Source organism: Streptomyces sp. NPDC055966, assembly GCF_042269865.1.
In the GTDB taxonomy this organism is placed as follows: Bacteria; Actinomycetota; Actinomycetes; order Streptomycetales; family Streptomycetaceae; genus Streptomyces.
On record NZ_JBHJYK010000010.1, the window covers coordinates 213,338 to 236,573 of the forward strand.

18 protein-coding genes are annotated in these 23,236 nt (G+C 71.8%); 12 read left to right on the top strand and 6 right to left on the bottom strand.

Features of this window, described 5'->3' with window-relative positions; genetic code table 11:
* Window positions 1-141 precede the first annotated feature (141 nt).
* The 8 genes from ACFC8N_RS22725 (at window position 142) to ACFC8N_RS22760 (ending at window position 10,842) form a co-directional block, all read left to right on the top strand.
* Window positions 142-4,017 carry a nitrate- and nitrite sensing domain-containing protein gene (locus ACFC8N_RS22725; protein WP_376289305.1) on the top strand — a complete coding sequence of 1,292 codons (3,876 nt, stop codon included), beginning with the start codon at window positions 142-144 and terminating at the stop codon, window positions 4,015-4,017.
* 9 nt (window positions 4,018-4,026) lie between these two features.
* A complete protein-coding gene (locus ACFC8N_RS22730) occupies window positions 4,027-4,440 on the top strand; it encodes a roadblock/LC7 domain-containing protein (protein WP_003973453.1) in 414 nt (137 codons plus the stop codon).
* Between the two features lie 112 nt (window positions 4,441-4,552).
* Entirely contained in the window at window positions 4,553-4,951 is a 399-nt protein-coding gene (locus ACFC8N_RS22735; RefSeq protein ID WP_009190816.1) for a DUF742 domain-containing protein, read from the top strand.
* Window positions 4,932-5,507 carry an ATP/GTP-binding protein gene (locus ACFC8N_RS22740; RefSeq protein ID WP_356024659.1) on the top strand — a complete coding sequence of 192 codons (576 nt, stop codon included), beginning with the start codon at window positions 4,932-4,934 and terminating at the stop codon, window positions 5,505-5,507. Before ACFC8N_RS22735 ends, ACFC8N_RS22740 begins: the two co-directional genes overlap by 20 nt.
* Before the next feature lie 407 nt (window positions 5,508-5,914).
* Window positions 5,915-9,190 (top strand): nitrate- and nitrite sensing domain-containing protein, encoded by a 3,276-nt coding sequence (locus ACFC8N_RS22745; protein WP_376289307.1) that lies wholly within the window; start codon window positions 5,915-5,917, stop codon window positions 9,188-9,190.
* Between the two features lie 10 nt (window positions 9,191-9,200).
* The gene (locus ACFC8N_RS22750; protein ID WP_003993185.1) at window positions 9,201-9,614 is read left to right on the top strand and encodes a roadblock/LC7 domain-containing protein; all 414 of its coding nucleotides are present in this window, start codon (window positions 9,201-9,203) and stop codon (window positions 9,612-9,614) included.
* A 96-nt stretch (window positions 9,615-9,710) separates the two neighbouring features.
* Window positions 9,711-10,280: a DUF742 domain-containing protein gene (locus tag ACFC8N_RS22755; protein WP_071370711.1), complete on the top strand. Its 570-nt coding sequence runs from the start codon at window positions 9,711-9,713 to the stop codon at window positions 10,278-10,280.
* Window positions 10,261-10,842, top strand: a complete 582-nt coding sequence (locus ACFC8N_RS22760) for an ATP/GTP-binding protein (RefSeq protein WP_009314218.1) — start codon at window positions 10,261-10,263, stop codon at window positions 10,840-10,842. The genes ACFC8N_RS22755 and ACFC8N_RS22760 overlap by 20 nt, the downstream gene beginning before the upstream one ends.
* Window positions 10,843-10,916: 74 nt before the next feature.
* Here ACFC8N_RS22760 and ACFC8N_RS22765 read toward each other — a convergent pair whose 3' ends face one another.
* The 4 genes from ACFC8N_RS22765 to ACFC8N_RS22780 form a co-directional block, all read right to left on the bottom strand.
* Window positions 10,917-11,852: a hypothetical protein gene (locus ACFC8N_RS22765; protein ID WP_376289310.1), complete on the bottom strand. Its 936-nt coding sequence runs from the start codon at window positions 11,850-11,852 to the stop codon at window positions 10,917-10,919.
* Window positions 11,853-12,067: 215 nt separating this feature from the next.
* Entirely contained in the window at window positions 12,068-12,259 is a 192-nt protein-coding gene (locus ACFC8N_RS22770; RefSeq protein WP_356024666.1) for an acyl-CoA carboxylase subunit epsilon, read from the bottom strand.
* A gap of 57 nt (window positions 12,260-12,316) precedes the next feature.
* Window positions 12,317-13,912 carry an acyl-CoA carboxylase subunit beta gene (locus ACFC8N_RS22775; protein ID WP_376289312.1) on the bottom strand — a complete coding sequence of 532 codons (1,596 nt, stop codon included), beginning with the start codon at window positions 13,910-13,912 and terminating at the stop codon, window positions 12,317-12,319.
* 154 nt (window positions 13,913-14,066) lie between these two features.
* A complete protein-coding gene (locus ACFC8N_RS22780; protein WP_376289314.1) occupies window positions 14,067-16,460 on the bottom strand; it encodes a polysaccharide lyase 8 family protein in 2,394 nt (797 codons plus the stop codon).
* 210 nt (window positions 16,461-16,670) lie between these two features.
* On the opposite strand from ACFC8N_RS22780, the gene ACFC8N_RS22785 reads away from it, so the two are divergent.
* The gene (locus ACFC8N_RS22785) at window positions 16,671-17,273 is read left to right on the top strand and encodes a YceI family protein (protein WP_356024673.1); all 603 of its coding nucleotides are present in this window, start codon (window positions 16,671-16,673) and stop codon (window positions 17,271-17,273) included.
* 149 nt (window positions 17,274-17,422) lie between these two features.
* Here the strand turns inward: ACFC8N_RS22785 and ACFC8N_RS22790 are convergent, their stop codons facing one another.
* A complete protein-coding gene (locus tag ACFC8N_RS22790) occupies window positions 17,423-18,574 on the bottom strand; it encodes an FUSC family protein (RefSeq protein ID WP_376289316.1) in 1,152 nt (383 codons plus the stop codon).
* Between the two features lie 59 nt (window positions 18,575-18,633).
* Here ACFC8N_RS22790 and ACFC8N_RS22795 point away from each other — a divergent pair, with 59 nt between their 5' ends.
* Window positions 18,634-19,089, top strand: coding sequence for a MarR family winged helix-turn-helix transcriptional regulator (locus ACFC8N_RS22795; RefSeq protein ID WP_376289318.1), 456 nt, complete (start codon window positions 18,634-18,636; stop codon window positions 19,087-19,089).
* Window positions 19,090-19,107: 18 nt separating this feature from the next.
* Here ACFC8N_RS22795 and ACFC8N_RS22800 read toward each other — a convergent pair whose 3' ends face one another.
* The gene (locus ACFC8N_RS22800) at window positions 19,108-20,520 is read right to left on the bottom strand and encodes a hypothetical protein (RefSeq protein WP_376289320.1); all 1,413 of its coding nucleotides are present in this window, start codon (window positions 20,518-20,520) and stop codon (window positions 19,108-19,110) included.
* A gap of 172 nt (window positions 20,521-20,692) precedes the next feature.
* On the opposite strand from ACFC8N_RS22800, the gene ACFC8N_RS22805 reads away from it, so the two are divergent.
* On the top strand, window positions 20,693-22,567 hold the full coding sequence (locus tag ACFC8N_RS22805; protein WP_356024681.1) for a ricin-type beta-trefoil lectin domain protein: 1,875 nt from the start codon (window positions 20,693-20,695) through the stop codon (window positions 22,565-22,567).
* Between the two features lie 63 nt (window positions 22,568-22,630).
* Window positions 22,631-23,230, top strand: coding sequence for a GPP34 family phosphoprotein (locus ACFC8N_RS22810; RefSeq protein ID WP_356024684.1), 600 nt, complete (start codon window positions 22,631-22,633; stop codon window positions 23,228-23,230).
* Window positions 23,231-23,236: the final 6 nt, after the last annotated feature.

The following is a 23,236-nucleotide window of genomic DNA, read 5'->3' on the forward strand; positions in this document are numbered from 1 at the left end:
GCGCCGGGTGGCGGCGAGACAGGGGGAACCAGCGCCGGTCACTCAAGACCATCGGGGGACGTTTTCAGGGCGCTCCCCACAACGCCGACACCGTGTCCCTCCGCTCGCGGAGGGGTGCCTGGTCCAGAGGTTGCGACGCTAGTGCAGGGACGTTTCAAGAGGGATGGCAGCGCTTCGGCGGAGCCGGAGCCACACGACGGGACTGCTCCCATGAAGGGCGGCTCCTCCTCCCAGCACGCCCAGAACCAGGGCCCGGCCCCGTCCGGTGACGGCGGTGAGCGCGGCGGGCGGCCCGGCGGCCCGTCGGGTCCGACCTCCTCGACCGCTTCCGCCTCCCCCGGCGGCTCCGCGGCCACCACCCCGGCCGTCAAGCCCGTCAAGGGCACCACCGGCCCCGGTTCGCGCATGGCCCTGCGCAACTGGCGCATCTCCACGCGTCTGGTCTCGCTGCTCGCCCTCCCCGTGGTCGCGGCGACCTCGCTGGGCGCGCTGCGCATCGACCAGAACATCAACGACATCCAGCAGCTCGACAACATGAAGCTGCTGACGGACATGACCAAGCAGGCCACGGAACTGGCCGCCGCGCTCCAGGAGGAGCGCGACCAGTCGGCCGGTCCGATGTCGCACGGTCTGAAGGCCACCGACTACACGGTCAAGGGCTACCAGGAGAAGACCGACCGGGCCCGCGAGAACTTCCTCGACGCCTCCGAGCAGATCGACGCGGCCAGCAAGGACGGCCAGCTCCAGGGCGTCCGCGACGCGCTCGTCGGCCTCGCCAACCAGCTGGACGACCTGGCCAAGATCCGCCGGTCCGCCTACCAGTCGCCGGGCAACTCGACCCAGACCATCGAGTCCTACCACCGCCTGATCACCCAGCTGATCTCGCTGTCCCAGGACATGGCCGAGGCGTCCAGCAACCCGGAGATGATCTCGCGCACCCGCGCCCTGGCGGCCTTCTCCACCGCCAAGGAGTACGCCTCCGTGGAGCGCGCGACCATCGCCGCCGCGCTGCCCTCGACCACCGCCTCCAAGGGCGACCTCTCCGAGAACGACCGGCTCTACGGCCAGTCGGCGTTCCAGAGCGAGAACTCCGAGCTGGCGATCTTCCGCAAGATCTACTCCAGCCAGAACGCCGAGGAACTCCTCAAGCCGATCGACGAGGGCAACCCGACGATCGAGGCCGCCGACACCTACGCCAAGCGCGCCTTCGAGTCCGCCAGCGGTATGCAGCAGCTGCCGGCGCGGTCGTACCGCGACTGGGTGGACGACAGCTCGACCAAGATCGAGCAGATGAAGAAGATCGAGCACACGCTGCTGGAGGAGATGGAGCAGAAGGCCCGCGAGCTGAAGAGCGCCACCCAGCAGGACGCCATCATCTCCGGTGCGCTGATCCTGCTCGTCCTCGGCGTCTCGCTGGTCGGCGCGTTCGTCGTGGCCCGCTCCATGATCCGCTCGCTGCGCCGGCTCCAGGAGACCGCGACCAAGGTCGCCCAGGACCGCCTGCCCGAGCTGGTCAAGCAGCTCTCCGAGTCCGACCCGCAGGACGTCGACACCTCCGTCGAGTCCGTCGGTGTGCACTCCAGGGACGAGATCGGCCAGGTCGCCGCGGCCTTCGACGACGTGCACCGCGAGGCGGTCCGCCTCGCCGCCGAGCAGGCCCTGCTCCGGGGCAACGTCAACGCGATGTTCACCAACCTCTCGCGCCGTTCCCAGGGCCTCATCCAGCGTCAGCTCTCGCTCATCTCCGAACTGGAGTCCCGCGAGGCCGACCCGGACCAGCTGTCCTCGCTGTTCAAGCTCGACCACCTCGCCACGCGTATGCGCCGTAACGGCGAGAACCTCCTCGTCCTCGCGGGCGAGGAGCCCGGCCGCCGCTGGACCCGCCCGGTCCCGCTGGTCGACGTGCTCCGCGCCGCCGCGTCCGAGGTGGAGCAGTACGAGCGCATCGAGCTGGCGTCCGTGCCGACGACCGAGGTCGCCGGCCGCGTCGTCAACGACCTCGTGCACCTGCTCGCCGAGCTGCTGGAGAACGCGACCTCGTTCTCCTCGCCGCAGACCAAGGTCAAGGTCACCGGTCACGCGCTGCCCGACGGCCGCGTGCTGATCGAGATCCACGACACCGGTATCGGCCTGTCCCCCGAGGACCTCGCGGCGATCAACGAGCGGCTCGCCTCGCCGCCCACCGTGGACGTCTCCGTCTCCCGCCGCATGGGCCTCTTCGTGGTCGGTCGTCTGTCCCAGCGGCACGGCATCCGCATCCAGCTGCGCCCGTCCGACTCCGGTGGTACGACCGCGCTGGTCATGCTGCCCGTGGACGTGGCCCAGGGCGGCAAGAAGCCCGCCCCGGGCAAGCCGGGCGCGCCCGGTGGCTCCGGCGGTCCCGCCGCCGCGCAGGCCGCCGCGGGTGCGGCCGCGGCCCGGCGACAGGCCGGCAACGGCGGTGCCCTCGGCGGCGCTCCGGCCGGCGGCGGTCTGCTCGGTTCCGGTCCCGCCCCGCGCGGTCAGGTCGGCGCCGGCCAGGGTCCCCGGGCCGCGCTGCCCGGCGGAGGCCAGGGCGGCCGTCCCGGTGCGCCGGGCGGAGCGCGCGGCCCGCAGGGCGGTGCCGGTGCGTTCGGCGGCCCCGGCGGTCCGCAGCAGGGCCGGGCGGTCCCCACGGGTTCCACCGCGGGCGGCTTCGGCGCTCAGGCGCCGGGCGCCCCGCAGAACCTCCAGGCCGCGAACCCGGCCGGGCCGCAGCAGGACGCCTTCGGCGGCCGCGGCCCGCAGCGCCCCGCCGCCCCCGCCGACCAGGGCCGTCAGCCCCAGCTGCCGCCGCGCGGCGGGCCGCGGGCCGAGCTGCCCGGCGCCGAGCCGCAGCAGCCGCGCACGCCGAGCTGGAGCGACTCCGGTGCCCCGCTGTCGCGTGCCTCGCTGGACGCCCCGCGCGGCCACGACGAGCAGGACCCGGCGCACACCGCGCGCATGCCGCGCGTCGACGACCGCCAGGGTCCGGGGGCGACGGCGGAGATACCGGCGATACCCGCGTTCGACGACCACGGTCCGTCCGCCACGGGCGAGTTCCCGCGCCCCGAGCTGAACGGCTTCGACGGCTCCCAGCACACGGGCCAGTTCACCCAGCCCGACGCCCCGCAGCAGTCCGGCCGGTTCGCCCGCCCGGACAACCCGCAGCAGACCGGGCAGTTCGCCCGGCCCGAGGCCCCGCAGCTGCCGGGCCGGTTCGACGGCCCCGCCGGTCAGCCGGACGACGGGCAGTTCCTCCGCTCCGACGTCTTCGGCAGCCCGGCGCCCGCGCGGCCGGACGACAGCCGCCGCGACGGCGGCCGGTACGCGGCCCCGCAGGCCTACGACGGCGGCTTCGACGGCAGCTCCACCGGACAGCACGCGCTGCCCGGGCAGCAGCAGAACCCGGCGCACACCGGCCAGTTCGAGCGCCCGCAGCCGCCCGTCCGGAACGACTTCGGCACCCCGCGCCCGCCGGCCCAGCAGCAGCCGTCGCAGCAGCAGCCGTCGCGTCCGGTGCAGCGCGAGCCGGAGGCCCTGCCGCCGGCCAGCGGTCCCATGGACGGCCGTACGCCGCTGTACGACACGCTGGAGACCAACTGGTTCCACGGCGGTCCGCAGGACGGCACGGCCGCACCGCAGCAGCCGCAGGCGCCCGCCCCTGCTCCGCAGCGCGGTGCGAACCCGGGCGGTGCGGGCGGCACCGGCAACGGCTCGACCACCGGCTCCTGGCGCACCTCGCCGAACGACGACCTCGTCCGGCAGGCCGAACGTGTGCGGCAGCCCGCCGCGGGCGGTATCACCACCTCCGGCCTGCCGCGCCGGGTGCCCCGGGCGAACCTCGTCCCGGGCACGGCTCAGCAGCAACAGCACCAGGCCGGTCCGCAGATCTCGCGTGCGCCTGACGACGTACGCGGACGGCTGACCAATCTCCGTCGGGGTATCGCTCAGGGCCGTCAGGCCGGAAGCGGCCAGACCGGCAGCTACCCGAGCCCCACTCACCAGCAGGAGCGTTAGTTGAGTCCGATGAGCCAGGCGGCACAGAACCTGAACTGGTTGATCACCAACTTCGTGGACAACACCCCCGGGGTGTCGCACACGGTGGTGGTCTCCGCCGACGGCCTTCTGCTGGCGATGTCCGAAGGCTTCCCGCGGGACCGCGCCGACCAGCTCGCGGCCGTCGCCTCGGGGCTCACCTCGCTGACCGCCGGGGCATCCCGGATCTTCGAGGGCGGCAACGTGGCACAGACGGTCGTCGAGATGGAGCGGGGGTTCCTCTTCCTGATGTCCGTCTCGGACGGGTCGTCCCTCGCGGTCCTGGCCCACCCGGAGTGCGACATCGGTCTCGTCGGCTACGAGATGGCACTGCTCGTCGACCGCGCAGGGGCGGTACTCACCCCGGATCTGCGCGCCGAACTCCAAGGCAGTCTGCTCCACTGACCGCCCCCGGCACCACCCACCTCACCAAACCACCGTCCGGCCGACACAATCCCCCCACCGGCCCCCGACAGACGGCTTGACCGACCGACCTGCTGTCCCGCCCGGAGGATTCATGACCCCGCCCACCGCCCATCACGATCCGTACGCGGAACCGTACGGGGACGAGGGCGACCAGCCGCTGGTCCGTCCGTACGCGATGACCGGCGGCCGGACGCGGCCTCGCTATCAGCTCGCCATCGAGGCGCTGATCAGCACGACGGCCGACCCGGCAGCGCTCATGGGGCTGCTCCCGGAGCACCAGCGCATCTGCCACCTGTGCCGTGAGGTCAAGTCGGTCGCGGAGGTCTCCGCGCTGCTGGCCATGCCGCTCGGGGTGGCCCGGATCCTGGTGGCCGACCTCGCCGAGGCCGGCCTGGTCGCCATCCACCAGCCCGGTGGCGACGAGAACAACGGTGGCGCTCCGGACGTGACGCTGCTCGAAAGGGTGCTCAGTGGACTTCGCAAGCTCTGACGCGGGCCGGGCCACCACCTCCGCCAAGATCGTGGTGGCGGGCGGCTTCGGCGTGGGCAAGACCACGTTCGTCGGCGCCGTCTCGGAGATCAACCCGCTGCGCACCGAGGCCGTCATGACGTCCGCCAGCGCGGGCATCGACGACCTCACCCACACCGGGGACAAGACGACGACCACCGTCGCCATGGACTTCGGCCGTATCACCCTCGACCAGGACCTGATCCTGTACCTGTTCGGCACGCCGGGCCAGGACCGCTTCTGGTTCATGTGGGACGACCTGGTGCGCGGTGCGATCGGCGCGGTGGTGCTCGTGGACACCCGGCGCCTGGCCGACTGCTTCCCCGCGGTCGACTACTTCGAGAACAGCGGGCTGCCGTTCGTCGTCGCCCTCAACGGCTTCGACGGCCAGCAGCCCTACAACCCCGACGAGGTGCGCGAGGCGCTCCAGATCGGGCCGGACGCCCCGATCATCACGACGGACGCCCGCCACCGCGCGGACGCGAAGTCGGCGTTGATCACGCTGGTCGAGCACGCGCTGATGGCCCGCCTGCGGTAGCACAAGTGCTGGTCAGCACGTGCATACGTGCTCAAGTACGACGTGCCGTACGGCAGTTGTCGTAATCGGACCGGAGCCGGCTGTGGCCTTTGACACGGTCGGCTCCGGTGTTCATAACAGTTCGGCAGAGGAATCCCCGGGTATCACCACGCGACGCAGTCGGGCTGTACCGCTGCGCTCACAATCGCCCCGCCTTTTGGCGGGGCTCGCTCTTTATGACCGTTTTATCTGCCACCTGCGACAGGCCCCTTCACAGGTTTCCACTGTTTGGAAGAGCACTGGTCCACGTGCTGGAATGCCTGAACTGCCCAATAGTCAAAGACGTACTCAGTAGTCGATGACGAACCGGGCTCTGAGAGACTCTGCGGCACGACGTAGGTGCCGACCGCCGAGAGGTTGTTGGTCGAGTGAGGCGAAGCAAGAACGGTCCCGAGCCGTCGGCACGGGGCAACTTCACCCCGCCGCCGCGCGCTGCGGCGCCCACCCCCATGACCGGCGCGGAACCGGCGGCCCCGCAGGCCCCGAGCGGCGGTCGTTTCTCCCCGCGCAACTGGCGGGTGCCGACCAGACTGAACGCGATCCTGCTCATACCCGTGGCGGTCGGTCTCGTCATGGGCGGCTTCCAGGTGAAGAACTCGATCGACACCTGGCAGCAGGCCCGTGACGCCGAGAACACCGCCCGGCTCGTGCGCGCCTCGCTCTCCTACGCCGACGCGCTCTACCAGGAGCGCGACACCGCCGCCGCGCCCCTGCTGAAGGGCAAGCTGGAGACCGCCCAGGACAAGGCGACCGTCACGGCGGTCCAGAACGCGACCGACAAGGCCGCCGACGCCTTCGACCAGGCCGCGCAGAACATGCCGCACAAGTCCGGCCTGGAGCGCCGGCTGAAGCTGTTCCGCGAGGCGGAGCCCTTCCTCCAGACGCTGCGCGCGGGTGCGTACACCTCCAAGTTCACCGGTGTGCAGACCGAGGAGGGCTACGTCAAGGTCGCCCACCCGCTGATGGAGTTCGCCAACGAGCTCGGTCTCGGCACCGGCAACATCACCTCCTACGGCCGTACCGTCTACGCCATCTCGCTCACCAAGGCGGCCCTGTCGCTGGAGCGCTCGATCGGCATGCACATCCTGGTCAAGCCGGGCCCGGACGCCCCCAACCTGGCCAGCCAGCGCGTCGCCCTGTCCTCGTACGCCTACCTGGAGGGCATCGCCGTCGAGGAGTACATCGGCGGTGGCACCCAGGCCGACGCGGACAAGCTGGACGCCGAGAAGAAGGACATCCAGACCCAGGCCGTGACGATGGCCCAGCAGGCCAAGGCCAAGGACCCGAGCTACGTCGCGCCGCCGTCCGACCCGCAGAAGATGGTCACGGCGCTCGCCACCCTGGACTCCACCGACCCCGCCGCGCGTGCGGCGCTCGCCCAGAAGGGCATCACCGCGCAGAACTGGTGGGCGGTCAACACGCTCAAGTTCAACGCGTACCGCGACATCGAGTCGGGCATGGCCGACAAGGCCGTGAACGAGGCCTCCGGCATCGCCGACGACGCCAAGACCTCCGCGATCACCACCGGTGCCGTCGTCGTGGTCGCCCTGCTGCTCGCGTTCATCCTGGCCGGTGCCGTGGCCCGCCAGATGAGCCGCTCGATGCGCCAGCTGCGCAACGCCGCCTTCGGCATCGCCGAGCAGCGTCTGCCGATGCTGGTCGACCAGCTCTCGCGCACCGACCCCGGCCGGGTCGACACCCGGGTGACCCCGATCCCGATCACCACCAAGGACGAGATCGGCGAGGTCGCCCGCGCCTTCGACCAGGTCCACCGCGAGGCGGTCCGGCTCGCCTCCGAGCAGGCGCTGCTGCGGGGCAACATCAACGCGATCTTCACCAACCTGTCGCGCCGCAACCAGTCGCTGATCGAGGGCCAGCTGACCCTGATCACCGACCTGGAGAACAACGAGGCCGACCCGGACCAGCTGGAGAACCTCTTCAAGCTGGACCACCTGGCCACCCGTATGCGCCGCAACGGCGAGAACCTCCTGGTCCTCGCCGGCGAGGAGCCCGGCCGCCGCTGGGACCAGCCGGTCCCGCTGGTCGACGTGCTGCGCGCCGCCTCCTCCGAGGTGGAGCAGTACGAGCGCATCGAGCTGTCCGGTGTGCCGGAGGCCGAGATCCACGGCCGCGCGGTCACCGACCTCGTGCACCTGCTCGCCGAGCTGCTGGAGAACGCGACGACGTTCTCCTCCCCGCAGACCAAGGTCCGCGTCACCGCGACCCGTCTCCCCGACGGCCGCATCATGATCGAGATCCACGACAAGGGCATCGGCCTGACGGCCGAGGACTTCGCGGACATCAACCACAAGCTGGCCAACCCGCCGACCGTGGACGCCGCGATCTCCCAGCGCATGGGCCTGTTCGTGGTCGGCCGGCTGTCCGACCGGCACGGCATCCGCGTCCAGCTGCGCCCCTCGGGCGAGCAGGCCGGCACGACCTCCCTGGTCATGCTGCCCGACGCGATCACGCACGGTGGCGGCGGCGAGACGCCGCTGGACCGCGAGGAGTTCACGGTCTCGCAGATCATCCCGGAGCAGCAGTTCCAGCAGTTCCAGGGTGAGAGCTTCGGCCAGGCGCAGCAGCCTCTGCGGACCGCAGCCGAGCTCGGCTTCGACGACAGCCGGTACCCGGAGATCCCCGACGACATCCGGGAGCTGGACCCGGTCGGCCGCTCGCTGATGCGCGAGGAGCGCCGCGCGGCCCTGGAGGCGCAGGGCCAGGGACAGCCGCAGGCCGAGCAGCCGGAGCCCGAGGCGCCCGCCGCCTACGCGGACCCGCTGTTCGACGGCCGCTCGGGCTACCAGGCGCAGCAGCCGCAGCAGGCGTTCCAGGAGCAGCCGCAGCAGGCCTACCAGGAGCAGGCGTACGAGGAGCCGCGGCAGGCCGCGTACGAGGAGAGCTACGACAAGCCGTACGAGGACCAGTTCTTCGCGCCGAACGGCGGTCTGCCGCAGGGCGAGAGCTTCTCGGCCGGCGGCTACCCCGACCCGGCGTACACCGATCCGGCCCCGGCGCACTCCTACCAGGACGACTGGCCGCAGCAGCCGCAGCAGCCGCAGCAGCCGCAGGACGGGTACCAGAACGGCTACCCGGCCCCGTACGCTCCGGAGGCGGAATCCTCGCAGGCCGCTGACGTGAGTGAGCGGAACCGCGTAGGCTTCGACCGTCCGGGACCGGCCTCTCCCGCCGCCCACGCGCTGACCGACGCCGGGCTGCCCCGCCGCGGTTCCGCCGCGAGCGGTTCCAACGGTTCGAGTGCCGCGAACGGCACGGCCCGTGTGCAGCCGGAAGCACCGGCACCGGCTCCGGCTCCGGCTCCGGGCGACGCTCCGGCAGCGGGCGGCGACAACGGCTGGCGTTCGGCGAACGACGCGCGGTGGCAGCAGGCCTCGCAGCTCCGGAAGCCGAAGGCGGGCGGGGTCACCGCGTCCGGTCTGCCGCGGCGGGTGCCCAAGGCCAACCTGGTCGAGGGCGCCGCCGAGAGCACCCCCCAGGGAGGCCCCCAGGTCTCCCGCGCCCCGGAGGACGTCCGGGGCAGGCTGAGCAACCTGCGTCGAGGCGTCCAGCGCGGACGCAGCGCAGGCAGTGAAACGAACGGCCAGGGCTTCGGTCCTGACAGCACCTACAACCAGGAGCGTTAGTGTGAGCCCGATGAGCCAGGCGGCACAGAACCTGAACTGGTTGATCACCAACTTCGTGGACAACACCCCGGGGGTGTCCCACACGGTGGTGGTCTCCGCCGACGGACTCCTTCTGGCAATGTCCGAGGGCTTCCCCCGCGACCGCGCGGACCAGCTCGCGGCCGTCGCCTCCGGTCTGACGTCTCTGACGGCAGGCGCCTCCCGGATCTTCGAGGGAGGTGCCGTGAACCAGACTGTTGTGGAGATGGAGAGGGGATTCCTCTTCATCATGTCCGTATCCGACGGCTCCTCGCTCGCGGTTCTGGCCCACCCGGAAGCGGACATCGGCCTCATCGGGTACGAGATGGCCCTTCTGGTGGACCGCGCGGGCACGGTCCTGACCCCGGATCTCCGTGCGGAGCTCCAGGGCAGCCTTCTCAACTAACAATCGGACGGTGCGTATTCGCGTCCCGGGGCCGTAAGGTTTCGGGACGCGGCTCCACAGCGATGGGTGCCCGGCACAGTCGGAGGAGGAGAGAAAGTGGCAACACCCCCAGGTGGTTCGCATTCGGGGAACTGGTCGTACGGCCCTGGTCAGGGTCAGGGCGACGGTTCGGCGAACCGGTACAACTTCCCCTCCGCCCCGAGCCACCGGCAGCCGTACGCGCCGCAGGGCCCCGGCCCGTCGCCGTACGACCAGCCGCCGGCCCCGCGCATCCAGCCGGTGCAGCCGCAGCGCCGCCCCGAGCCGGCGCCCGCGTCCGCATCGAACAACCCCCTGGTGCGTCCGTACGCCATGACCGGCGGCCGGACCCGCCCGCGGTACCAGCTCGCCATCGAGGCACTGGTGCACACCACCGCGCAGCCGCACCAGATGCAGGGCCAGTTGCCCGAGCATCAGCGGATCTGCAACCTCTGCCGGGAGATCAAGTCGGTGGCCGAGGTCTCGGCCCTGCTGACGATCCCCCTCGGCGTGGCCAGGATCCTCGTCGCCGACTTGGCGGAGGCGGGCCTGGTCGCCATCCATCAGCCCGGCGGCGACGAGAACGCCGGTGGCCAGCCAGACGTGACACTGCTCGAAAGGGTGCTCAGTGGACTTCGCAAGCTCTAGCGGCGGTCCTTCCCGCTCCACCACCTCCGCGAAGATCGTGGTGGCGGGCGGCTTCGGCGTGGGCAAGACCACGTTCGTGGGTGCCGTCTCGGAGATCAACCCGCTGCGCACCGAGGCCGTCATGACGTCCGCCAGCGCGGGCATCGACGACCTCACCCACACCGGGGACAAGACCACCACCACGGTGGCCATGGACTTCGGCCGTATCACCCTCGACCAGGACCTGATCCTGTACCTGTTCGGCACGCCGGGCCAGGACCGCTTCTGGTTCATGTGGGACGACCTGGTGCGCGGTGCGATCGGCGCGATCGTGCTCGTGGACACCCGGCGCCTCGCCGACTGCTTCCCCGCGGTCGACTACTTCGAGAACAGCGGGCTGCCGTTCGTCATCGCCCTCAACGGCTTCGACGGCCAGCAGCCCTACAACCCCGACGAGGTGCGCGAGGCGCTCCAGATCGGACCGGACACCCCGATCATCACGACGGACGCCCGCCACCGCGCGGACGCGAAGTCGGCGCTGATCACCCTGGTCGAGCACGCGCTGATGGCCCGCCTGCGGTAGCACTCCGGCTCCTCCTGACGACGGCCCCTGAACCGGTGGGTTCAGGGGCCGAGTTGTGTGCCGACGCCGGGCGTTCAGCGTCCGCAGTACGGCATGGAGCGCACGGAGCCGCCGTGGTTCTCGTCGTCGGTGCCGAGCAGGGCCCGGTCGGTGCCGGGCACGCACTCCACGGCCTCGACCTTGTAGCCGTGGAAGGTGCCGAGCAGGGTGGGGGACTCCGCGAGCGTGACGCGCACGGCGCCGGCCGGGGAGACGGTCACCCGGCCGATGTCGGACACGGCGGAGTCGAACGGCCCGTCGTCATCGGCGTCCGCCGCCGAACTCGCCAGGATCCGGCCGGAGTCGGTCACGGTGAGGTCGGTGATGTGCCGGGTTCCCTCGCCGACCGGGTACGGCGCCCGGTACGGCCGACGGCTCACGGCGCCGAACTCGGGCTGCCCCCAGGGGGCGAAGGTGAGCGGCGCCGCGTACAGGACGGCGGGGTGGTCCGGACCGTCGCCCCGGGAGGCCCACAGCGCGGCGAGCCTGCCGCCCCGGGACACCAGCGCGAAGCTCTCGTCGTCGTCGCCCGGGGCGACGCCGGGCAGGGGCGCGTAGTCGACGACGGCCGCCGTGTCGCCGTCCACCCGCACGCGGTAGACGATGCCGCGGGCGGCGAGCGCCATGTACTCCCCCGCCGTGCCGGGAATCGCCTCGATCGCCTCCAGGTCCTGCGGTTCGGCCCCGCTCCAGGTCAGCGGACTGACCTCGTCGGGGCCGCGGTCCCGGTGGGTGACCCGGGACAGCCGCCGCTGGCCGGGCGCCTTGTTGTCGTGCACGATCAGCGCGTCCACGCCGGTCCCGTCGGCCGAGGGCCCCTCGTCGGCGAGGCCGCTGACGCCGCTGCGGGCGTCGGTGCCGACCCGCTGCCAGCTCTGGCCGGCGGCGCCGGCCGGGATCATGGCGAGCACGGTCAGAAGGGTGGTCGCGATGGTGATCCGGACGGCACATCGCGGCGTCGAGAGTGTCACGGGTGGTGGGGTCCCTTTCCTGGGCCGGTACCTGGGCCGGCTGTGCCGGCTCCTGCGCCGGATCTCCGCGCCAGATTAGGGATCTTGAACTCCCGCCGCCCAGCGCCGGTTGATCCGTTCGCGGGAGCGCACGGGCGCACGGACGGACTGGAAGGGCGCACAACACGACGGCCCCGCCCTCCCGGAGGAGAGCGGGGCCGTGGTGAGGCGTGGACTCAGTGCCAGCTGTGCGGGGCGCGGAAGCCGCCCTCGCGCTCCAGGCGACGCCAGCCGGCCCTGGGGCGGCCGCGGTGCGCCGGGGCCACGGACGTGCGGGCGGCCGCGCGGGCCAGGAGGACGGCCGTGATGGCGGCGACTTCCTCGGGCTCGGCGTGGCCCTTCTCGACGCGGATGTCAGGAGTGCTCATGGGTGTCAGTCTCCGTGAGAGAGAGGTCCGCGGGGTTGCCGCGGCGGGTCCGCTCGGTTACTGCGGGGGGTTGCCGTGCTTGCGGGAGGGCAGGTCGGCGTGCTTGGACTGGAGCATCGCCAGGGACTTGACCAGGACCTCGCGCGTCTCGGCGGGGTCGATCACGTCGTCCACGAGGCCGCGTTCGGCCGCGTAGTACGGGTGCATCAGCTCGGACTTGTACTCCTTGACCATCCGGGCCCGCATGGCCTCGGGGTCCTGGGCGTCGGCGATCTGCCGGCGGAAGATGACGTTGGCGGCGCCCTCGGCGCCCATCACGGCGATCTCGTTGGTCGGCCAGGCGTAGGTGAGGTCCGCCCCGATCGACTGGGAGTCCATGACGATGTAGGCACCTCCGTACGCCTTGCGCAGGATGAGCGAAATCCTCGGCACGGTCGCGTTGCAGTACGCGTACAGCAGCTTCGCGCCGTGGCGGATGATTCCGCCGTGCTCCTGGTCCACACCGGGGAGGAAGCCCGGCACGTCCAGCAGGGTGACGATCGGGACATTGAAAGCGTCACACATCTGGACAAAGCGCGCAGCTTTTTCACTGGCCTCGATGTCCAGCACACCCGCGAGGACCTGCGGCTGGTTGGCGATGATGCCGACCACCTGGCCGTCCATGCGGGCCAGCGCGCAGATGATGTTCCGCGCCCAGCGCTCGTGGACCTCCAGGTAGTCGCCGTCGTCGACGAGCTCCTCGATGACCTTCGTCATGTCGTACGGCCGGTTGCCGTCCGCCGGGACCAGGTCCAGCAGGACGTCGCTGCGGCGGTCGACCGGGTCGGAGGACTCGGTGCGCGGAGGGTTCTCGCGGTTGTTCTGCGGCAGCATCGACAGCAGGTAGCGCACCTCGGCGATGCACGTCTCCTCGTCGTCGTACGCGAAGTGGCACACGCCGCTGGTCTCGGCGTGCACGTCGGCGCCGCCGAGCCCGTTCTGGCTGATCTCCTCGCCGGTCACGGCCTTGACCACGTCCGGGCCCGTGATGAACATCTGCGAGGTCTCACGGACCATGAACACGAAGTCGGTGAGCGCCGGGCTGTACGCCGCGCCGCCCGCGCACGGGCCGAGCATCACGCTGATCTGCGGGATGACACCCGAGGCCTTGGTGTTGCGCTGGAAGATGCCGCCGTAGCCGGCCAGGGCGCTGACGCCCTCCTGGATCCGGGCACCCGCGCCGTCGTTGAGCGACACCAGCGGGGCACCGGCCGCGATGGCCATGTCCATGATCTTGTGGATCTTGGTCGCGTGCGCCTCGCCGAGCGCACCGCCGAAGATCCGGAAGTCGTGCGCGTAGACGAAGACCGTACGGCCCTCGACCGTGCCCCAGCCGGTGATCACACCGTCCGTGTACGGCTTCTTCGCGTCCAGGCCGAACCCCTGCGCCCGGTGCCGGCGCAGCTGCTCGACCTCCTGGAAGGAACCCGGGTCCAGGAGCAGCTCGATCCGCTCCCGCGCCGTCAGCTTGCCCTTGGCGTGCTGCGCCGCCGTCGCCTTCTCGCTCGGGCCGGCCACGGCCCTGGCACGAATCTCGTGCAGCTCGGCGACTCGTCCGCGCGCGTCCGTCGGCTCGCCGGTCGGCTCACCCGTCGTCTCTTCCAAAACGGTCATGTAGCGACCTTACGAAGGACACCAAGGAAAGCGAGACGTCGACTCCGTACAGTCTCCGGCCCGTTTTCCTGGTGCCAGTGAACAGAACCACAGGCGCGTGCAGCCGTTCCGACTGCTCAGAGGGCACCGGGCTTGTAGGGAGACCACAAAGCCATCAGCTGAGACTCACCTCACATACACGGTCGGCACATGCCATCCCTGGAGTGACGCGCAGCCTCAGAGAGCGGTCCGCGGCGAGCACCTCGACGCCCTCGCCGGCCCGGGTCACCGCGCGCACCGGGCGGTCCCAGACGATCTCCAGCGGCCTGCCGGTGCGCGGTGGCTCGCCGATGTGCAGCACGGCCGTACGGCCCCGGCGGACGACGAGCACGCTCGCCCCCGCGGAGACGGCCAGGTCCCCCACCGTACCCGCCCGCCAGAAGTTCGCGCCGGTCAGCCCCAGCCGGGGCACGGCGACGGCCTGCCGGCCGGGGTCGTTGGCGAGGACGCGCAGCCAGTGCCGGTCGGCGGCCCGGGCGGCGGTCTCGGCACGGGTGGCGCCGGGCAGCAGGACGTACAGGTAGCGGGCGCCGGCCGGGTCGGTGCCGTGGTCGAGCCAGAGGGTCTGCCAGCGCCGGGTGCGCCGCTCGTCGGTGCTGGTCGCGTTGATGTCGGACCAGGCGCCGGTGCGGTCCTCGCGCAGGGTGCGCAGTTCGGCGCCGTACGGCCCGTGCGGCAGGATCCAGCCGCCGTGCCCTTCGAGGTGCGCCCAGTTCCGTGCGCGCACGAAGGCCTGGTTGCCGCCTTCCCCCAGGTTGCGGTTGTCCACGACCGTCTCGACCGGGACGGCGTCGGCGCAGGTGATCCCGGCGCCGAGGCAGACCACGGCGTCGTCGAGGAAGAACCAGGACTTACGGGCCTCCAGGCTGGAACCGAGACCCTTGAGATGCTGCCCCACGGCCGCGTACGTACCGTCCGTCGCCCCGCCGACCCACCGGACGTCCGGCTTCGGCGCGCCCCACTCGCCCCCTTCGCGGTCGGCGAGCCGCTTGGTGGAGACGGTGGTCCCGGGCAGCCGGTACCAGTCGACGGTCGGCCAGAACCAGTCCGTGTATTGATCGGCCCGACCGGCCCGACCGGCCCGACCGGCCCGACCACCACTCGGCCACCAGTACAGCATCCCCGAACCGGTGTGCCAGCCGTGCGGGTTCTCGCCGTTGCCGCACTCGTAGTGGGCGATGCGGTCGCTCGCCATGGACAGGGCGGCGGTGAAGCGGGGCCCGCGGTGGACGGCGCGGTCCATGGCCGGGAAGAGCCGGTGGCCGAGGGGTTCCGGGGCCGCCGGGACGGGCGAGGCGGCGACGGCGTGCAGCCGCGCGAGGTCGGCGACACCGAACTGACCCCCCGTCAGCACCGGTGTCACGCTGTCCCGTTCGATCCATCCCTTCACCATCCCGTACCACTTCGCCCGCCGCGCCTCCCCCGCCCCGCCCGCGAGCAGCGCGATCGAGCCGATGAGCGCCTGCCCGTGGAAGTGGTCGCTGCGCATGAGGTGCAGGTCGTCGCCGAGCAGGTAACCCCGGCTGATGGCACGGCCGTTGACGCCGTCCATGACCAGACCGTCGTGGACGAGCGGCGCGAAGGAGTGCTCGACGGCGTCGAGGACGTTCTGCCGGGCGGGGTCGGTGACCTCCCAGGGCGACCCGGCGAGCAGGGCGAACAGCCGCCCGAGTCCGTCGAGCAGGACCTGGCCGTACGTCCCCGCGTAGGCGACCCAGGTGTGCTGCACGAAGGAGCCGTCGGCGTAGAGCCCGTCGCCCTGGGTGACGTACGGGAAGACCGGCGAGAGGGCGTCCCGGGCGAGGGAGATCCTGGCGTCGTCCCGCCCGAGGATGCCGCGCAGGACGACGGAGCGGGCGAGGTCGACGCGGTTGGCGCCGGTGGAGGTGCCGGAGTAGTCGGTGAGCATGCTGTCCGGGATGAAGTGGTCCACGGCCGCGCAGGCGGCGGCGATCCGGTCGGCGCCGAGGCGGTCGTACAGCGTGGCCGTGATGTCCATGAGCAGCCGGGGGCTGCCGATCTGCCACTCCCACCAGTTGCCGTAGCGGCTGGTGGAGGGGTTGTAGACGCGGGCGGACAGATGGTCGAGGCCGCGGATGACGGCGTCGAGGAGCGCGGGGTCGCCGCCGGCGCCGGTGCCGGGCTGGGCCCAGGCCTGGGCCATGGTCCACAGCCGGTTGTAGCTGTAGGTGATGCCGGCCGGCGGGTCGAAGGGGTGCCCGGGCCACAGGGAGTCGGGGGCGGGCGCCATGGTGCCGCCGAAGTCCCGCGCCAGGGAACCGAGTTGGCGGAGGCGGGAGGCGTACGGTTCGGCGCCCGGGTCGTATCCGGTCCCGAGGGCGATGTCGAGCCAGCGCCGGCGCAGGGCGTCGTGGGGATCACCGCCGGTCACGGCATCGGCGACTCCGGGGCGGACTTCGGGGCGGGCCCCGAGGACGGGAGCCAGGGCAGGGCCGAGGGCGGCGGCGAGCAGCATCGCGCGCCGGGTCGGTCGCAGGGAACCACTCATCGCCGCACCCTTCCCGACGTCCGGCGGTGCACGCAGATGGTGCACGCAGATGGTGCCCGCTTCCCGGCCGGTGCGCCAGATGGCAGACGCCGTTGCTCCGCGTAACGATGAAGACACACTACGAATGATGTTGAAAACTGAACAGAATGGGTCTACCGTCGGAGACATCGAGTTCGTTTAACGTTCAACTGAAACTTCCTGGAGCACGACATGGGCTTCTTCAGCCGCAAGGACAGCACCCCCGCGACCACGACCGCCGCCACCGGCCCCGACCTGACGGCGCTGACCGGCGACTACACGATCGACCCGGCACACACCACGATCGGCTTCACCGCCCGGCACGCCATGGTCACCAACGTCAAGGGCGCCTTCCACGACTTCACCGGCAGCCTGCACCTCGACGGCGCGGACCCGGCCGGCTCCACCGCGACCCTCGACATCCAGATGGCCAGCGTCGACACCGGCAGCGCCGACCGCGACGGGCACCTGAAGTCGTCCGACTTCTTCAAGGCCGACGAGTTCCCGACCATGACCTTCCGCTCCACCAAGGCGGAGGCCCTGGGCGGCGAGGACTACCGCATCACCGGCGACCTCTCCATCCTCGGCACGACCAGGCCGATCACCATCGACCTGGAGTTCAACGGCTCGGCGAAGGACCCCTTCGGCAACGAGCGCGTCGGCTTCGAGGGCAAGGCCGAGATCCTGCGCTCCGAGTGGGGCCTGACCTGGAACGCGGCCCTGGAGACCGGCGGCGTCCTGGTCTCCGACAAGATCAAGCTGAACTTCGACATCTCGGCCATCAAGAACGCGTGAGCCTCCGGCGGTTCGGCCGGGAGGGGCTTGCGGGGTCGGGCTTCGCAGGGGACCGGAGGGTTTGGGCCACTCATGGCCACCACGAAGGCCCTGGCCCCGCCCCTCACCGGGGCCTCGGACAGCGCCCAGTCGCGGCCCAAGACTGCCCATCACCTGCGGCTGGGCGGCTGCGTCTGATCGCCGTTCGCCGCCGAGCCGGCCCGGCGTGCAGGCGAGGCGCGAACGCGTCCGTGCTGGGAAGCGGGCGGCCCCGGCTCGTTCGTGAGCCGAGGGCCTCGCCTCCTGACGGGGACCGGCAGTACCCACCACGCCGCCGCGATGGACAGAACCGCTCCAACGGCTGTCGCGGCAAGGCGAGTCGGCAGCAGGCTCACCGCGTCCTGGCCGAAGTAGCCGAGGAGCAGGGAGAGAGCGGTCGTGATTCCGGCTGCCCAGTAGGCGTAGTTGAGCGGGCGCAGCCACAGCGCCACGGCTAGGACCGCGAACATCACCGCCACCGACGCGCGGCCCGTGATGCCGGTCGAGGCCACCCCGGTGGCCAGCAGCGTGCCCGCGGCCGCGCCCGCGAGGCGCTCGACCCCCTTGCGCACGACGTCCGTTCGACCCCGGTTGCCGCTCGCCGCCACGTACGCCGTGAGGACCGCCCAGGGCCAGTGGCCGTCGAAGAGAAGGCGGCCGCAGAGGAAGGCCAGGGCCACGCCGACCGCCATCTGCACGGCCATGCGGGTGCTGGAGCGCGGGCGAAGACGCGAGGCCCGGCGGGGAACGACCGGCTCGGGCTCCGGACGCCAGGGGCCGTACCGGTCCCCGAGGGCCTGTACCAGCCACACGCACCCGCACGCCAGGACGCCGATCAGCGCCGACCAGGACCAGCTCACCAGCCCGCTCTCGGCCGCCGGCGGCAGCGCGGGGCCGGGGACGATCAGCAGCGCGACGAACGGCAGCGCCGTCAGCGTGCCGAGTCCGGTCGCCGTGGCGCCGTAGCGGCGCATCCAGATGCACAGCGAGATGCCCGCCGTGAAGACGGCAGCGCCGATCGCGTAGTGGTGCATGATCAGCCGGCCCAGGAACTGCGCCCCGGCGGCCGTGACGGGCAGCAGCGCCAGGGCGGCCAGCCGGCGGCTCGTCGGCGCGGTGCGCTGGGTCGAGGACAGGGGGAGGGTGAGGGCCACCGCGAGGACGGGCACGTCCGTGTGCAGCCCGGCCGCGCCCTCCAGCCACAGGGCGGCACCCCAGCAGAGCAGCACCGCCGTCATCGCCAGCATCACTTCGTACGCATTGCGTATGAGTTTTGAGCGCACAGGGCGACGATACAGCGGGCTTCCCGTCGCAGCTATTAAGCTGCACGTAGGATCTCTGCATGGATCACCACTCCGACGCCGCCCGCCTCCGGCGCGCCGTCGTCCGGCTCAACCGGCGACTGCGGCAGGAACGCGGGGACGGCGGCCTCAGCCCCAACCAGCTCGCCGTGCTCGGTCACCTGAGCCGGCACGGCCCGGCGACCCCCGGCGAGATCGCGGCGGCCGAGCGGCAGCGGCCCCAGTCGCTCACCCGGGTCTACGCGGAGCTGGAGACCGAGGGGCTGATCGCGCGGGAGCGGGGCACCGACGACCGGCGCCAGTCCGTGCTGTCACTCACCGGACCGGGCCGGCGGGCGCTGGAGCGGGACATGGCCGAGCGTGACGCCTGGCTGGCCGAGGCGCTGGGCACGCTCGGCGAGACGGAGCGCGGGGTGCTGAACCTGGCGGCGGCGGTGATGGAACGGCTGGGCTCCCTGTCCCTGACGGACGACGGTCACCACCAGGACAAGGAGTGACGCACCCTCAGAACCCCCTCAGAACCCCCCTCCGAAATCCCCTCCCCCGTCTCCCCCGCCCCCGCCGCCGAAGTCGCCGCCTCCGTCGCCGAAGCCGCCCCCGAAGTCCCCGGGGTCGAAGTCCGTGCCGGAGACGTCGCCGCCCTGGGAGCCGTCGTCGTAGCCGCCGTCGTAGCCGGAGTGCGGGCCGAAGTCGCCGTAGCCCGTGCCGTAGTCGGCCGCGTACGACGGGGTGGCCATCATGCTGCCGAGGAGTGTGCCGACGAGCAGGCCGGGCAGGATGCCGCCGCCGAAGTAGCCGCCCGCCCAGGGGCCGTAGGCGGGGCCCGCGTCCCAGTAGGGGCGGCGGCCGTGCTCGGTGTCGACCTCGCGGATCACCGGGTCGCGGCCGTCGGCCAGCCGGGTGGCGTCGGCCGCGCAGACCGGGACCTGGCGCGGGGCGCCGCCGGGCGGGGTCCAGTCCGCGTCGGCGGCCGAGGGGCCGTGGCGCGGGTCGAAGAAGCAGGGCGGCCGGCGCTCGGGCAGCGGGCGGCCCGTGCGGCGGGCGGTGAGCTGGGCGAGCGAGAAGCGGCCGTCCTCCAGCGCCTCGGTCACCGTGCGGACGTCCTCCGGGCGCCGCGCCTCGGACATCCGCTGCTTGGCGGTCTCGTAGGCGTCCAGGGCGCGTTCGTAGTCGGCGCGCATCGCGTCGTCGGCGCCGGGCTCGGCCGGGTGGAAGTCGAGGCGGTCCAGTTCCTCGCCGAAGGCGGTGATGTCCTCGTCGACGACCACGCGCAGCCGGTCGAGGGCGGCCCGCCGCTCCTCCTCGCGCCGGCGGCGGCTGCGCCGCACCAGCGCGTACGCGCCCGCGCCGCCGGCCACGAGGACGGCGCCCGTGACGAGCACCGCCGTGCCGGACACCCCGCCGCCCGAACCGGCCGGGCCGCCCCAGCTCCTCGGCGCGTGGCCGCCGACCGTGGCCAGGGCGCGGTCGGTGAAGTCGCTGAGCTGGGTCTTCACCGGCTCGTCCTGGACGCTGTTCACCAGGTTGCGCCGGGCCGTCGCCGACATGACGGAGGAGTCGGCGCGGGCGTCGAAGCGGTCGCCGAGGCGGATGCCGTACAGGCCGGTGATGCCGGTGGCCGCGCGGAGGTTCGTGAAGAGTGCGGCCGTCGGGTAGCCGGCCGGGAGGACCGCGACGAACACCGGCTTGTTGGCGTCCACGATCCGCTTCGCGAGGGCGTCGGCGTCCGCCTTCGGCAGCTGGGAGGCGGCGGCCGGGTCGACGTAGACCGGGCTCGCGCGCAGCGCGCGGGCGATCGTGGAGATGCTCGTGTCCGCGCTCGCCCGGGGCGCGAACGGGGGTGCGAGGAGCAGGAGGAACGGGACGAGCAGGAGGAGGACGGCCGGCAGCAGGGCGGGCAGGCTGCGGGTCCGCAGGACGGCCTTCATGGTTCGAAGCTACCCGAATACCTACGAATACCGAGGAATTCCGGCATATCGAAGCACGGATCGAAGCACGGCAAGCGGGGCTGTCGTTGGTATAGACCGCCCCTGGTCCCCGTGGTTCACTCATGACTTAGCTCACGTCATGAGTTAACTAGGACAGGAAGGGCGACGCACGATGAGCAGAACCCGGAGAACCCCCCGCGCGGTCCGGCTGCTGCTGGCCGGACTGCTCTCCGCGGCCGGCGTGACCGCCGCCGTACCCCCCGCGCACGCGGCCGGCGAGCAGGTCACGGCCTGGCTCACCACCACCGACGACTCCGCCGGACGGCATGTCGTACGCGGGCTCCAGGCGCAGGCGCCGTTCGCGTTCCAGTCCGGGACGGGCGGCAGCGGCACGAACATCACCGTGGACGAGAACACCCGCTACCAGACCTTCACCGGCGGCGGCGCCTCCTTCACGGACACCGCGGCCTGGCTGATGAACAGCAGCGGGGCCCTGTCCCAGGCGACCCGGGACGCGACCATGCGCAAGCTGTTCTCGCCGACGGACGGCATCGGGCTGTCGTTCCTGCGCAACCCGATGGGCGCCTCGGACCTCGCGCGCTACGGCTACACGTACGACGACGTGCCGTCCGGGCAGACCGACCCGAACCTGAACGGCTTCTCCGTCGGGCACGATCTCGCGGACGTCGTGCCGCTCACCAGGCAGGCGCTCCAGCTCGATCCGTCCCTGACTGTCATGGCCTCGCCATGGACGGCCCCGGCCTGGATGAAGGACAGCGGCTCGCTGAACGGCGGCTGGCTGAAGGCCGAGGACTACGGGGCGTACGCCGACTACTTCGTGAAGTACCTCCAGGCGTACAAGGACCAGGGGATCAACGTCTCCTACGTGACACCGCAGAACGAGCCGACCTGCTGTTCCGGCTATCCCTCGATGAGCTGGAACGCGAGCGGCATCGACTACTTCCTCAAGAACGACCTGCTGCCGCGGCTCCAGTCGGCCGGGCTGAGCACCAAGGTGCTGGCGCACGACTGGAACTGGGACACCTACGACTCCTACGCGGCCCAGGCCGTGGACGACGCGGCGATCCGCGACCACCCCAACTTCGGCGGGATCGCCTGGCACGGCTACGGCGGTGACGTCACCAAGCAGTCCGCCGTGCACGACCAGTACCCCGGGCTGGACGCCTTCGCCACCGAGCACTCCGGCGGCACCTGGATCGCCGACCAGCAGCACGAGGACATGTCCAACATCATCGACTACACCCGCAACTGGGCGAAGTCGGTGACCAAGTGGTCGCTGGCCGTGGACCAGAACGGCGGCCCCCACAACGGGGGTTGCGGCACCTGCACGGGGCTGGTCACCGTGCACGACGGGGACGGTGCGAGCGGGACCGTGGACTACACCGTCGAGTACTACGACATGGGCCAGCTGACCAAGTTCGTCCGGCCGGGCGCCCAGCGGATCGCCTCGACGGCGTCCACCACCGTGCCGAACGTCGCCTGGCGCAACCCGGACGGCAGCAAGGCGCTGATCGCCTACAACGGCTCCTCGTCCGCGCAGGACATCACCATCGACTGGGGCTCCCAGCACGCCACTTACTCGCTGCCCGGCAAGACCTCGGCGACCCTCACCTGGGCCGGCACCCAGTCCGGCAACGGCAGCCGGTCCGGCTCCTTCGTCGGCCTGGCGGGCAAGTGCCTGGACGTCGCAGGCGCTTCGAGCGCCGACGGCACGGCCGTACAGCTCTACGACTGCAACGGCAGCGGCGCCCAGCAGTGGACCGTGGCGGCCGACGGCTCGGTCCAGGCGCTCGGCAAGTGCCTCGACGTGACGTCGGGCTCGACGGCGGACGGGGCGAAGGTGCAGCTGTACGACTGCAACGGCACCGGAGCGCAGCAGTGGTCGTACAACGCCTCGACCGGTGATGTCGTCAACACGGCGGCGAACAAGTGTCTGGACGTCACGGACGACTCGTCGGCGAACGGGGCACGGGCGCAGATCTGGTCGTGCACCGGGGCCGCGAATCAGAAGTGGACCCTACGGTAGGAGTTCTCCAGTAGGAATGTTGCCGGGCGGGCGGGCGGCCGGTCCGTGGGGGACGATGACCGTATGACGACACCTCGGGATCTGTTCCTCGTCAGCCTGGACGTGCCCGGCGAGCACCCCGTCGAGCGGGGCGATCTGTCGCTCGCGCTCGCGGGCGCCGAACTGGTCGACCTGCTCGGCGTGCGTGCGCTCACCCTGGACGGTGAGCGCATCGTGCCCGGCCCCGCCCTGACCACGGGCGACCGGATGCTGGACGAGGCCGGGGCGGCGCTCACCCGGCGGGAGCCGTACGAGACGGTCGAGGACTGGCTGTGGCGCCGGGGCGAGGGGCTGGCGGCCGCCTACCGGGACGCGCTGGAGTCCGAGGGGCAGCTCACCGCCGAACGCCGCCACCGGCTGTCGCTGAACCCCGCCGAGCGCGTCCCGGCCGACACCCCGGCCCGGCAGCACGCGGCCGACCGCTGGTGGTCGCGCGAACCGGTCCTCGCCGGCCTCGCCGGCATCCTCGCCATCGGCGAGGACCGCCCGGCGGAGGCCCCCGCCGACGAGGACGTGATCACGGTCCTGGCGGCGGTCGGCGAGGCGGTGCGTGAACTGGAGGGCGTCCGCACCCGCCGCCGCATCGAGAACGCGGCCTTCGACAACATCTGGCGCGTTCCCTGAGCCGGC